Annotated in this window: 11 protein-coding genes; 10 read left to right on the forward strand and 1 reads right to left on the reverse strand. The window is 39.2% G+C overall.

Annotated elements, in window-relative coordinates; genetic code table 11:
* Positions 1-96 precede the first annotated feature (96 nt).
* Positions 97-2,496, forward strand: coding sequence for a glycosyltransferase (locus V7D18_RS00170; RefSeq protein ID WP_426150272.1), 2,400 nt, complete (start codon positions 97-99; stop codon positions 2,494-2,496).
* A gap of 306 nt (positions 2,497-2,802) precedes the next feature.
* Here V7D18_RS00170 and V7D18_RS00175 read toward each other — a convergent pair whose 3' ends face one another.
* A complete protein-coding gene (locus tag V7D18_RS00175; RefSeq protein ID WP_426150274.1) occupies positions 2,803-4,812 on the reverse strand; it encodes an adenylyltransferase/cytidyltransferase family protein in 2,010 nt (669 codons plus the stop codon).
* Positions 4,813-5,453: 641 nt separating this feature from the next.
* On the opposite strand from V7D18_RS00175, the gene flgB reads away from it, so the two are divergent.
* From flgB to V7D18_RS00220, 9 genes are all read left to right on the forward strand, one after another.
* Complete coding sequence (gene flgB / locus V7D18_RS00180; protein ID WP_117415666.1) at positions 5,454-5,834, forward strand: flagellar basal body rod protein FlgB; 381 nt, start codon at positions 5,454-5,456, stop codon at positions 5,832-5,834.
* A gap of 17 nt (positions 5,835-5,851) precedes the next feature.
* Positions 5,852-6,163: a flagellar hook-basal body complex protein FliE gene (gene fliE / locus V7D18_RS00185; RefSeq protein WP_426150276.1), complete on the forward strand. Its 312-nt coding sequence runs from the start codon at positions 5,852-5,854 to the stop codon at positions 6,161-6,163.
* A 26-nt stretch (positions 6,164-6,189) separates the two neighbouring features.
* Positions 6,190-7,785 (forward strand): flagellar basal-body MS-ring/collar protein FliF, encoded by a 1,596-nt coding sequence (fliF, locus tag V7D18_RS00190; RefSeq protein WP_426150278.1) that lies wholly within the window; start codon positions 6,190-6,192, stop codon positions 7,783-7,785.
* Positions 7,775-8,779, forward strand: a complete 1,005-nt coding sequence (gene fliG, locus V7D18_RS00195) for a flagellar motor switch protein FliG (RefSeq protein WP_426150280.1) — start codon at positions 7,775-7,777, stop codon at positions 8,777-8,779. The genes fliF and fliG overlap by 11 nt, the downstream gene beginning before the upstream one ends.
* Positions 8,772-9,533, forward strand: coding sequence for a FliH/SctL family protein (locus V7D18_RS00200; RefSeq protein ID WP_426150282.1), 762 nt, complete (start codon positions 8,772-8,774; stop codon positions 9,531-9,533). Before fliG ends, V7D18_RS00200 begins: the two co-directional genes overlap by 8 nt.
* Positions 9,534-9,547: 14 nt before the next feature.
* Positions 9,548-10,849, forward strand: coding sequence for a flagellar protein export ATPase FliI (fliI, locus tag V7D18_RS00205; protein WP_314462302.1), 1,302 nt, complete (start codon positions 9,548-9,550; stop codon positions 10,847-10,849).
* Positions 10,850-10,871: 22 nt separating this feature from the next.
* The gene (gene fliJ, locus V7D18_RS00210) at positions 10,872-11,321 is read left to right on the forward strand and encodes a flagellar export protein FliJ (protein ID WP_426150284.1); all 450 of its coding nucleotides are present in this window, start codon (positions 10,872-10,874) and stop codon (positions 11,319-11,321) included.
* Between the two features lie 74 nt (positions 11,322-11,395).
* On the forward strand, positions 11,396-12,646 hold the full coding sequence (locus V7D18_RS00215; RefSeq protein ID WP_426150286.1) for a flagellar hook-length control protein FliK: 1,251 nt from the start codon (positions 11,396-11,398) through the stop codon (positions 12,644-12,646).
* 21 nt (positions 12,647-12,667) lie between these two features.
* Entirely contained in the window at positions 12,668-13,234 is a 567-nt protein-coding gene (locus V7D18_RS00220) for a flagellar hook assembly protein FlgD (protein ID WP_426150288.1), read from the forward strand.
* The last annotated feature ends 42 nt before the right edge of the window (positions 13,235-13,276 follow it).

Raw genomic sequence — 13,276 nt, forward strand, 5'->3', positions numbered from 1 at the left:
TATTGTAGTAACCGCTTCAAAACAAGGTGAAGTCTCATGCTGAGTCATAATAAGTATATCAGTTAGAAATAGCCTTTCTAGAAAGAGGAAAATGAAATGATATATATAATTACAACAACCCATAACTCCCATAAAATGTTGAATCGAGCTGTCGATAGCGTACTTAGCCAATCATATAGTGATTTTGTGTATTACCTTATAGACTGTGCATCAACAGATGATACAAGGGAAATGATTTGTAACTATGCATTAAAGGACAACCGAATCCGAGTGTTTTATGATAATGATAGCTCAAATATAGAAAATATACTGCCGCGTACATTTTCTGAAAATGATTATATCTGCGCTCTTGATGTCAATCATGCATACGATCCAGCATTTCTAGAAACGATGTTGCAGTTTGCGTCTGAACATGATCTAGATATTGCATGTTGTGGTAGCGATAAGTTCGGTACTGCAGAAGAAGATAATTCCACAGTAAGTGTAGACAAAACACTTGTATTAAAAGCTGAAGAATTCTCCACGTTTTTCACAGAATACTTTGAGTTTATGAAGTTTACTGAAGGCAAGCTATACAGGGCGACGTTAGGGAGTAAATGTATTGAGAAAAATAAAGATTCACTAGGGAAATGTAAAGACTTTGATGATTTTGAAAGAGTATCATCTGCGTTTCAAAACTCACAACGTGTCGGATTTTTTTCAAAAATATTGCATTATGAATATGCTAACCCAGAAGTAATCACAAACACAAAAAAATTAGATTATTTTCAAAAAGATAATCGTCGCTATGAACAAGTTTATAAATATCTTATGCAGATTAAAGCCGATTGCCCACGTAATATTGAGTTTTTACTCTATCTATACATGAACGGGCTGGAAGAAACACTTCAAACATTGCTGACAAAAACTATTAAGGATTCCGGAAAAATTGACATTCTATTTGAAATTCTTATGTGTCCAGCCTCAATAAAATTAGTATCAGAATCACAATTAGGTTCGCATTTCGGTCAATATGAGCAATGGACCGCAAGACGTAAACAGATATTTCTTACTTTGAGTGATTGGTTGCTCTCGCGTGAGGAAGTGCCGGATGAGCAGGTTGAACGTTATTGTGCTATTGGAGAAATCGCAGCCGCAATAACGGAAACTTCAGATGCATGGGTATTGTTCAAAAAAATTCGTGTGCAATTTTTGATGGAAAATAAACGCTACGGGGAAGCAAATACATATATAAAAGAACTTAGAGAGTTAATACCGCAGGATTCTGAGGTGGCTTCCATTAACTATGAATTAGAATCAATTATGTCTAAACAGTCAAAAAAAGTAGCGATTATAGGCGTAAATAATCATGGAATGATCCTTAAACAGAGAATTGACCAAAGTGGTGATGAATATAAACTTATCGTTTTCTGTGATGAGACAGGGAAAAATATAGATAAGTATTTAGAAAATAAGAAAATAGTATCATTAGAAGTTCTCACTAGAATGTATAAAAATCTAGAAATTGACACTATTATTATTGCTAATGTTTGTTATGCATATCGAGCGATACAAAATGCGCTTCGTTTACTTGGAGTTCCGGAATTCTATGTAGTAAACCAGTTTTATTACATGAGGGACGTTGAAAAAGGTGACTTGGCAAGCGAACTGATTAGAGTAGATGTCAGTAAGCCGGATTTAAAATACTATGAGACACACGTTGCAGATCATTGCAACCTAAATTGTAAGGCCTGTAGTCACTATTGTAATTTGGTTAAAGAACCTAAAATGTGCGATTTGGAACAGTATCATAAGGATGTACGGAAGCTGGGTGATCTTTGGTGGAATGTATCAAGGTTAAGGCTCATGGGTGGTGAGCCATTACTGAATCCTGAGCTGCAAGAATGGATTAAGGTTACACGTGAGGTGTTTCCGGCAGCCGATATGTCGGTTGTTACTAATGGATTACTTCTTGGCGAGCATCTGGCTCCGTTATTTGAAGTTATGAGAAACTATCGCTGTGTATTTCATATCTCGGCATATCCTCCGATCTATGAAAAACGTGAACAAGTTACTGCCCTTCTAAAAAAGCATGGTGTATATGGGGAGTGGAGCGGTGATACTATCCCGATACAATCCTTCAACAAGTCCGTTATACTGAATGAATCGTATGTTGGAGATCCTGTTGATTCGTGGACACGTAGAAAATGCGGCTCAACTATATTATGTAATTTTTTGCGTGATGGTTACCTATATCCTTGTGGTTCTGGTCCACTAAATTACATATTTGAAGATTGCTATGGGGTAAAAACGAATCAGTTATCCGATACCGAAGTATCAAAGCTCAGGATTGACTTACATAATACTAAGCTTGATGGATGGGAGCTAAATAATATACTAGATAAACCGCATGAGGCATGCAGATACTGTAACCCTGATCGAAAAATTGAAACTGTCCCTTGGACAGCACGTGGAAAATTTGATGTACCAATGAGTGATTGGGTGATCGATTGCTAAGCAAAATGCGAAAAAGTGTGTAAGTGCTCCAAAAGATGGTGTCCTATTCGGTTTTCATTATACATGATAGTAAGTGCTTCAAAGATGACGTATAATTAAATTTGCGAAATTAATTATACGTCATCAATACTGATTTAGAAGTTCTGGGTGTTTGAGATGATGTAAATGGTAAATTTACCATTTACGTTTTTGACGGGGCTGTACCACACTTTTCACATGTAGATAGCATATTAATGATGGCGTCTGAGTCTTATTGTGTCTTGGTAGTAACTAAGGCACTGGAAAACTTCAGAATTTAGTGTTTCCCTAAACCTCTTCTATCATAAAACGTTTTTTTAGATATTCAAACGTTGTTGCTGGTACCAGAGAAGGTAGAACATCAAAGTTTTTTTCTTCTATTAATCTTCTAACACGAGAAGCACTGATTGCTATACCACCGGATTCTCTTCTCGGAATTTCTATAAACTCAATCCCATATTGCGGTAAAACCGCTCGCATGGCATCGTTATATTGTCGCGTTACATTATCAAAGGGCTCCTCACCTGCAAATCGAACAGATATATTCAAACAAGGTGCAATCTCACATGCAAAAAGAGTTAAATCAAGGGATGAATCAATAATGCGATCTTGTAATTCTGCTTTATTAAAATACTCAGAGAATGTTAATGATGAGATAATAAAATTCCCGCTAGGTATTACAGTGACATTTTTTAAATCCGATGTACCCTCATCAACTAGTTTAAGCCTGTCATTAAATGAAAAAATCGATTTATCCTCTTGAACAAGAAATATCATTAAGTGATCGCACTGTAAAAGAGCTTGTTCAATCAAATAACGATGTCCCAAGGTAAAAGGGTTACAATTCATTACGATAGCGCCAATTCTAATGTAGAACAATGAGTCATAAAATTCGTAAAGTATATTTTTATATTTCTCAAGTTTATCTAGATCACTGTTATTCAATCCGGCATATTTTTGCTTAAGTTTCGATTGATTGGTAGGTATAAAATATTCATTTTCTGTCATTCTACTAAAAAAATCATGATGATTGAGACAGTCGAATATTTTATCTGCAATTAAACAGTTCCCATCTTCAGTATAATGCATCATATCGAAGAATACTTCTCCATAATTATGTGGACGGGTTGCTGCGGTAGAAAGATCAAAGAAAGGAAAACCCTCCGTTTGTTCAAAAGGGAATAAAATTATATCACCTGGTTTAGTAGGTAAAGAATTAAGAATTAAAAATTCTTCTCCGGTAGCTAAACCTGTTAAATCAGAGAGGTAATAACCATAGTTATGAACAATAAACCCTAGTTCTTCCATATGTTTATTCAGTAGCGATTGCAATTGGGATGCAATAGTCCCATTATCAGATGAACCTACTCCGAAAATTGTGCATCCTCCCAAAATAAATATGGAACGTTTGTATTCCTGGGGTTGAGATGTTGTAATTCGAATGCCATTAGAAGTATTGACGTATTTGCCGTGTGTATCTTCAAAACGACGTATACCATAAATATCCAGATACGATTTGGGTGGACTTAACACCTCTGTAATGTCTTCTTTATTAGTAAAATATTTGTTTAACGCAAACACATGTTTTTCCAGATTATTCATAATTAATCCGATGGAAAGAGAATTTTGAGTTATAAAAGTCTCAATAATACTTAAATTTTCTTTTGGAAAATTAGGCATGTTAAAACAAACAACAGTAACATCAGGATGGTTTTTTTTATAATCCTTCAAAGCTTCTATCTTTTCTGATGGTCGATGACAATTAAAATGAGAATCATATGTATCAAAACAACAAGAATCTAGAATTGTTTTTGTTACAGAATCAAACAATACAAAATTAAATCCACGCAAATTTGGAGCATAGTCTTTACCATCAATACATAGAGTAGCAGTATTTGGATTTTTATTAGCATTCCAGCCAGAACTGAAAATTTCTACATTACATTCTCCTATACAGTTTTGCCATTCTACTGTATCAGCAGGTGAAGGTGACATGCACTCCATCAAAAGTTCACCTGCATCTATAACTGCTGCATAAGCATAACGAAAACGATTGAATAAGTTTATATTTAGACCTAAATCCATAATTTCAGCAGCGGTCTCTTGCGTAAAGTACGGACCGCAAGGAGTATTATTAACAGAAATTAAAAGTGTATATCTTTTTGAAAAAGTTTTCAACAATTTTAAGTACGAAATAAAATTCTTTTCTTTTCTTAATTCATTAATCGATAATCCTTTGCCACGTAAATCATAAAAATTATCGGTCTGTTCGTTTTCTATCATGTTATTTGATTTCATACCTTTACCTCCTCAGTGCGACACCATTTTGTGAAACAACAAAAATATTGGATAATCGTTAAAAATGATTTGTATTGGAATATTCATTAAGAACTGTCGAAAAACAACAAAATTACAAATAATTATTCATAAAATTATACTTGCAAAAGTAAAATAGGTCAAGCTTGATTTTCATTATGAAAGTTGACAAATTATCTATACAATTCCAAAGACTTATTATACGCGTAAAATTATCGTAATTTCAAAGTAAAAACGTTACATAAGTCAATATAATAATAATATAAAGCTAGAATCAGTAACTACAAACTGAATAAAATACGCAAAATTTGCCAAAGAATTAACCCATATTTACCCATCTGCAATAAAAAATATAGTAAAATTTAGCTCTCCCAATCCCCAAAAACCCCGTAAATACGGGGTTTTCTGCTATTTCCTAATTTTTCCTTACGAAAAACCGTGTCGAATTCTTAGAACTTTCTTGACAATAATTGTAATAAAATGTAAAATGGAGTAAGAAAATTACAAAAAATGAATGATTTTGCATCTGACTGTTAAAATTTAACTATTTTTTCCATTTTGTAACAGTCCGAATACGTCATAATGGCAGATTGCCGGTAGAAATGAAAGTGAGGAACAATCCGATGAATGCAATTTTTGGGAACAGCATTTCCATGGCGGAAAAATCTCTGGATTATTTGTGGTCAAAGCAGCAGACGACACTTAATAATATCGCGAATGGTGAAACCCCCGGCTATAAGGCCAAGTATGTGACCTTCGAAGACGAATTTCGCAACAGGCTGTCGGCAGCGAGGAGAGGTACTTCTGCGGAAATCGGTAAGATTATTAATGGCTCCAGATATTATGTACGAAACACCAACGATGAATCTGCAAGATTAGACGGCAATAATGTCAATACAGATGTAGAGAATGTGGAACTGGCAAGGACTACCCTGCAGTACCAATACGAACTGAATTCTTTAAACAGTGATATCAGCAGACTTCGTACAATTATTAAAGGTTAAAACGGGAGGCACATAAGATGGAACAGATGTTCATAACGCCCATTCGCTCATTGGATTCCATTGGGGATATAGGAGCAGCTAAAAAGGCAGTATCCGGACAGAATGGAGGCCCTTCATTTCAGGATATTTTTAAAGAGGCAGTTGAGAATGTAAATACAACGGAATCAGACTTAACCAGACAGCAGTATCTTCTGTCCACCGGACAGATTGATGACGCACATACAGTGCCAGCTGCAGCGGCAAAGGCCCAGTTATCCGTAGAACTTTTAACGGCACTTAGGAATAAGGCATTGGAAGCTTATACGGAAATAATTCGTATTAGTATTTAAAACAGATAGCAGGGCGGACGTACGCGATGATGGAAAAAATTAAAGATTTGTTGGGTAAACTAAGTGATAAGACGAAAAAGATTATTATTGCGGGAGTAATTGGCGTATTGGTGATCAGCGGTGCAGTCGTTGCAGCACTGTCCATGCGGCAGAAACCGTATGAAGTTATGTTTACCGGGGTGAGTAGTGAAGAAGCAAAACAGATTATTGGAAAACTGCAGGAAGATGGGGTCGATTATCAGTACGACAACGGTGATATAAAAGTTCCTACTGAGAAGATGGACACCACAAGAGCCAAGCTGGTGTCAGAAGGATATCCCAAGAGCGGTTTTACATATGACGTTTTCAGAAACAATGTTAATCTTATGACTACAGATTCAGATCGTCAGACATTTAAGCTGTATGATCTGGAGACAAGAATTGGATCTACGATTCAAATTTTTGATGGAGTAAAAGAAGCATACGTTACGATAGCCCTGGGAGAAACTTCTAAATATGCACTGTCCGAAGACAGCGCAAAGGAAGCGAGTGCCCAGGCTGTTGTCGTTATGAAGGACGGGGGATCGCCGACGGAAGAACAGGCGAAATCCATTCAGCTATTAATTTCAAAAAGTATTCCCGGAATGGTAATCGATAATGTTTCTGTCTTTGACGGCAACGGACGTGAGGTATCAACCAATTCCGATGACAGTGATGCAGATTCCGGAAAAGCAGCCGATGAGATATCTAAGCTGATCGAAGATCAGATCTCTGCAAAGGTTATGAATGTACTGGGACCGGTATACGGAAACGGCAATGTGCGGGTATCCGTTAAAGGCACAGTGAACATGGAAAAGCTGATCCGGGAAAGTATCGTCTATAATACACCGGAAAAGATTGATGAGAAGGATAAAACGGGTCTTACTTCTGAGGAATCCATTTTCAAGGAATATTCCGGAGATGGACAGACTGCATCAGGAGTTGCCGGCTCAGAGGCCAATGCGGATATTCCCCAGTATAATGCAGGCGGGCAAAACTCAGATAATGCATATGGATCCAGCAGCTTAAACAGAAAATACTTATTAAACCAGATCAAGGAACAGGGACAGGTTAATCCTGGAAGTATCGAGAACCTTACTGTTTCTGTAGTAGTCAATGGCAATGACTTTGGTTCACTGTCTGTAGATGATATACGCAATCTTGCGGGGAATGCTGCGGGAATTGCTCAGGCAGACCGGGCTGAAAAGATTACGGCTGTAGCAGCGCCATTCTACACAATTGATGTGCCGAAAGAACCGGATCAGCCTGCAGAGGCAAGCACCAATGGTATTCTTATTAATCAGTGGATTCTCATTGGAGCATTGGCTGGAGTACTGCTTCTTCTGGTTATTATTATTCTTATTATTCGGCGCAGAAGAAGGAAAAGAGCGCTTGCTGAAGAGCTGGAAGACAGTCAGGAAGATATGCCGATTCTTCCGCAGATGTCTGATACAGAGGAAAAGGAGATCGAGGTCCTTGCTCCTGAAGAGGACAAAGTTGCGGAACTGCGTGAAAGCGTCCGTGAATTTGCAGAACAGAATCCTGAAATTTCAGCACAGCTATTAAAGACCTGGTTAAATGGAGGAAACAATAATGACGACTAATCTAACGCCGGAACAGAAAGCGGCAACAGTTATTGTTTCACTCGGCGTGGATAAGGCTTCCAAAATATATAAGTATCTGAGTGAAGAGGAGATTGAAAAATTAACCGTCGAAGTTGCAAAGCTCGGACATGTTGAGTCAGAAACCACCCATGCCGTATTGGATGAGTTTTATAAAACCTGTTTAACACAGAAGGTGGTAACAGACGGCGGACTGGAATATGCAAGAACCGTTTTGGAAAAGGCATTTGGAGAGAGCACAGCCAACAGCCTGCTTCAGAAAGTAACCCAGTCCCTTAAATCCAGATCCTTTGGCTTTATCCGGAAGAGTGATTCCAAGAATCTTTTCTCTATTCTTCAGCATGAGAGAGCACAGACCATCGCGCTGGTTTTATCCTATACCAATGAAGAGATGACAGCACAGCTCATCTCTGAGCTTCCTCCTGAGAAGCGCCTTCAGGTAGTGGAATCCATTGCCAGAATGGAAAGTGCTTCTCCGGAAGCCATTAAGATTGTAGAGAATGAGATTAAGAAGAAATTCTCCGGTATACTTACAACGGATTACACAACCGTTGGCGGTATCGATTACATAGCAAACGTAATGAACCATATGGACAGAGGAAACGAAAAACTTATCTTCGACGAATTGGGAAGAAAAGATGCAGAACTGGCAGATACCATCCGCAAGAAGATGTTCGTTTTCGAAGACATTATTACAATGGACGACAGATCCATTCAGCGTTTTATCCGCGAATGCGATATGAAGGATATGGTTTATGCGCTTAAGAATGCAAATAAGCAGATTACAGATGTTATTTTCAACAATATGTCAACCCGTATGAAAGAAAGCATTCAGTCCGACATGGAAGTTACGGTTAATGTACGTCTGAAAGATGTAGAAGAGGCACAGCAGAGAATTGTTGGCATTATCAGACGTCTGGAAGAAGAGGGCGAGCTGATAATCAGCAAGGGCGGAAAGGATGATATCATTGCCTAATATTATCAAGGGTCCTGAGGCTGCGGATCGGGTACTGGAATATGGATTTAAAGAAAAATTCGAAGATATAATGGTGAAAAAAGAAGTAGCCGGTCCGGAAGCAGAACAGTTTGAGACGGATGAAGAAGATGAGTATCTTCAGGTCGCTGAGATTTTTGAAAAAGCATCTGAACGGGCCGAGGAGATTGTAAGGCAGGCAAAGGAAGAAGCGGAAAAGATACTCACAGATGCCAGAGAAAACGGTTATCAGGACGGCTATGAAGCCGGATTGCAGGAAGGACGCACGGCTGCGTACGAAGAGCATAAGGAAGAACTGGATTTGCGGATGAAGGAATTCCGTGAAACCATTAAATCAACCATCGAAAGTGTTACAGAAGAAAAAAACAGGATTCTGGAAACCTACATTGATGATTTAAAACGGGTCACTTTAACCATAGCGGAAAAGGTGATACAGACCAGCTTGAAATCAAGCGGTGAGATTATTAAAAGAATGATAGTCGCTGCTGCAGGAAAACTGAAAAAAACTCAGTGGGTGAAAATTTACGTGTCCCAAAAGGATGCAGGAATGATGATCCAGGGAGATGTGGGACTGTTAAATGAACTCTCCCATATATCCGGAAATATCAAGATTATTGCCATGGACCATTCAGAAGAAGGGACCTGCATTATCGAACTTCCGGAAGAGATTATTGATGTCAGCGTAAATACCCAGATAGAAAATATTAAGGGAATTCTCAATAACGCAAGACTGTAGCAGGAGGAATCCGTATGTTCAAAGATTTATCGGACTTAATCATGAAAACAGAGACCATAGACCATATCGGCAAGATTGAAAATATTGTTGGTATGTCTATGGAAGCATCCGGAGGAAAGGCCAGCATTGGGGATATCGCTTATATTTACAATGAGGACAGGAAAGAACAGATCCCTGTGGAAGTGGTTGGATTTAAAGATGATAAGATTCAGCTCATGGCCTATGAAAACATGAGCGGAATAGCAGCAGGAAGTTTTGTAAGAAATACAAGAAGACGTTTGAAGATCCCTGTGGGAGATTTTTTAAGAGGCCGGATTATAGATGCCAAGGGAGAACCCATGGATGGGAAAGGACCTTTTGAAAATCCCAAGTATTATTATGTTGAGAATCCTTATATCAATCCCATGACCCGCCCCCCCATTACGGATCCGCTGGAATTCGGTGTCAAGGCAATCGATGGTATGAATACCATCGGTAAGGGCCAGCGTATCGGTATCTTTGCAGGCAGCGGTGTTGGAAAAAGTACATTGCTTGGAATGATCGCCAGAAATGTCAAGGCAGATATCAATGTTGTGGCACTGGTTGGAGAGCGAGGCCGTGAGGTAAGAGAGTTTATTGAAAAGGACTTGGGTCCGGAAGGAATGAAACGATCTGTTTTGATTGTGGCGACTTCGGATCAGCCGGCCATGCTTCGTATGAAATGCCCGCTGGTCGCTACCACGATCGCAGAGTATTTCAAAAACCAGGGAAAAGATGTACTCCTTATGATGGATTCTCTGACCCGTTTTGCCATGGCTCAGAGAGAGATTGGTCTTGCCATCGGTGAACCTCCGGTAGCGAGAGGGTATACACCCTCCATATATGCTGAATTTCCAAAACTTCTGGAAAGAAGCGGTAATTTTAAAGAAGGCTCCATTACCGGAATTTACACAGTTCTGGTGGAAGGTGATGACACCAACGAACCCATTGCCGATACCGTGCGCGGTATTGTAGACGGCCATATTGTACTGAGCAGAAAACTGGCCAATGCCAACCATTTTCCGGCAATCGATGTAAGTGCCAGTATATCCCGTCTTATGACCAATATTGTATCAGACGAGCACAGAAAGATGGCATCTGAAATCAGGGATATTTTGAGCCTGTATGAAAAGAATGAAGATTTAATTTCCATTGGCGCCTACAAGTCGGGAACCAACCCGAAACTGGATGTTGCCATAGCAAAGATAGAGAAGATTAACCGGTTTTTATGCCAGGGGATCAATGAGAATGACAGCTATGAAGAAATACTTGAGAAGATGAGAGCAATTTTAAAGTAAACTCTGTGAAAGAAGGCTGAAGATGAAAAAATTCAATTTTCCTCTTGATACTGTTTTAAATTATAAAGACCAGGTGCTTGAGAATCTCAAAACGGAACATGCGCAGATTCTTGCCGGTGTAGCACAGCAGGAAAGGCGGATCGAGGAATTGATGGAGAAGAGCCAGAGTGCGGCTGTCCGTTACAGGGAAGATACCCTATGCGGTGTTACTGTCAATATTATGAGAGAATACGAACGCTATATAACATTCATTCAGCAAAGAATTGTTACGGAACAGGGGATACTCTTAAAGCTTAAGAAAAAAGAGGAACAAAAGCGCATCGAAGTGATTGAGGCTAAAAAAGAAAAAGCCTCCATTGACAAGTTAAAAGAGAAAAAACTGGATCAATACAACAAAGATGTGTTAAAAAGTGAAGAACTGTTTATCGAAGAGTTTGTTTCCAATACGATGTCAGTTCGCAGCAGCAGGTAGTCCTGTCGGATCAAAAGCCGGCAGTTACCATAAAATCAATGCCTGACGGCAGAATAGAGAAAGGAGGGAAAACAATGGAGATGAAAACAAACAGTGTGGAAGTTTTAATCAGGCAGATGCCAAAATCTCAGAAAACGGAAGATACATCAGTTTATAATAGTTCCGGTTTTAAGAAAATGATGAGAGAAAAAGATTTAAAGAAAGACACTGGAAGCAAGGACAAGAAGGATTTGAATAAGGATCTTGAGACTGCAGCTTCAAACGCAGGGGTACCCCAGGCTCAGCAGGATGGAAAGACCCGTGAAATGGTTGATACTCCTGATCAGCAGAAAAAAGATGCACTGATTGCAGGTCTGGAATCTTTAAAAGGTCAGATGCCAGTTTCCTTAGATTCAAAGGAAGAATCCGGGGATACGAAATCTATGGATTCATTTCAGCTGCTTAAAGAATTTCGCCTTAAGAACTGGAATCCGAAGGATGACAGTACTTTGATTAAGGAAAAGGAAGACTTCAATGCATTAAACAGTCTGATGCCCAAAAAGACGGTGCCGGATTCCCAAATCGGGCTGGCAGCACAGGAAGAAAATGCTGCTCCGCTCAAAGATGGAAAAAAGGAAGAAGTAAAGGGACCTGGAGAAGCACTTTTAAAAATGAGCGGACAGGAAAATACTGTGTCAGAGAAGGTTATTACAGAGTATGGCCCCGGTGTGACAGAGAAAAAACTGGCGCGGGCTGATGGACCAGGCTATCGGTTGAAAACAGCTGAAAAGGACCGTCTAAATGACGAAGATACCGCACAGGATAAGATCCCTGGTATGTTTCAGGAGAAGCTCATTGCACCGAGACAAATGTCTGAATTAAGTACCCACAAAGCTGAAACAGCTGATACTACCTTACCGGTTCAGAATCTGGAAGAACTGAATGCAAAGCTTTCAGAAAAAATTATATCACAGATTGAAACAGGCAGGAAGAGTCTGGAAGTGCAGCTGGAACCACATAACCTGGGAAAGATTCTTATTAAAGTTGCATATGAGAAAGATCAGGTGAGTGTATCTGTTGTCTGTACGGAAAGCAAGACCTTAAAGATGCTGTCCCAGTCAGCCGGAGAATTAGGAAATATCCTGGAAAACAACTTAGAACGTCCCATTCATGTGATTGTAGACAAACAGCAGCCGGATTACTTAAATAATAACCAGGAACATCAGGGCAATGGGAGAGAACAGCAGGAACACCGGAAAAATCAATCCGATGATTTTGGAGATGATTTTATCCAAAAGCTGAGACTTGGTATATCAGACCTTGATTCTGATGAAATGAGTGAATAATTTACGATAAGGAGATAAAAGATGGCTAGTACGGATGCAATAGGCGGCACAGGTAATCTGTTATATAACTCGGCTGCGACCGATACCGATTCCAAGGTCAGTACGAAAAAAAACAGTGAACTGTCTACGGAGGGATTTTTTAAGCTTTTAGCAGCACAGCTTGAGAACCAGGATATGTCAAGCCCCATGGATAACTCTGAGATGATGACACAGATGACACAGATTGCCATGATGCAGGCAATGGATAACTTCTCCACATCAATGGATGATTTTGCGCAGGTAAACACAATCAATTACGGAACTTCCATGATGGGAAAGTCGGTTTTAGTGGGCGTTCTTGACAAAAACGGTAATGTGGAAAAGCATAACGGAACGGTAACCCGTGTGGATATTTATAATGGAATACCTACCCTTTATCTTGATGACGACGTGAAGACAGGATATCCGGTGTCTGGAGTAATGTCTGTTTACGAAAAGGGGCATGAGCCGGTTGATGAAACTAAAACGGATACAAACACTGAGAATACAGAGAACAACGCTGCAAACAGTACTGACAAGGATAAAACGGATAATAAACAGTCGGTATAAACAAGCAATATGGCTGAGAATTTTAGGCCAGTAAGATATGGT

Source organism: Lacrimispora sp. 38-1 (assembly GCF_049890855.1).
Lineage (GTDB): Bacteria > Bacillota > Clostridia > Lachnospirales > Lachnospiraceae > Lacrimispora.

Bases quoted from the DNA above. Each gene is read 5' to 3' on its own strand.
- fliI (WP_314462302.1), top strand. From the start codon at position 9,548: ATGTTCAAAGATTTATCGGACTTAATCATGAAAACAGAGACCATAGAC.
- flgB (WP_117415666.1), top strand. From the start codon at position 5,454: ATGAATGCAATTTTTGGGAACAGCATTTCCATGGCGGAAAAATCTCTG.
- fliJ (WP_426150284.1), top strand. From the start codon at position 10,872: ATGAAAAAATTCAATTTTCCTCTTGATACTGTTTTAAATTATAAAGAC.
- V7D18_RS00220 (WP_426150288.1), top strand. From the start codon at position 12,668: ATGGCTAGTACGGATGCAATAGGCGGCACAGGTAATCTGTTATATAAC.
- fliE (WP_426150276.1), top strand. From the start codon at position 5,852: ATGGAACAGATGTTCATAACGCCCATTCGCTCATTGGATTCCATTGGG.
- V7D18_RS00215 (WP_426150286.1), top strand. From the start codon at position 11,396: ATGGAGATGAAAACAAACAGTGTGGAAGTTTTAATCAGGCAGATGCCA.
- fliF (WP_426150278.1), top strand. From the start codon at position 6,190: ATGATGGAAAAAATTAAAGATTTGTTGGGTAAACTAAGTGATAAGACG.
- V7D18_RS00175 (WP_426150274.1), bottom strand. From the start codon at position 4,812: ATGAAATCAAATAACATGATAGAAAACGAACAGACCGATAATTTTTAT.
- V7D18_RS00170 (WP_426150272.1), top strand. From the start codon at position 97: ATGATATATATAATTACAACAACCCATAACTCCCATAAAATGTTGAAT.
- fliG (WP_426150280.1), top strand. From the start codon at position 7,775: ATGACGACTAATCTAACGCCGGAACAGAAAGCGGCAACAGTTATTGTT.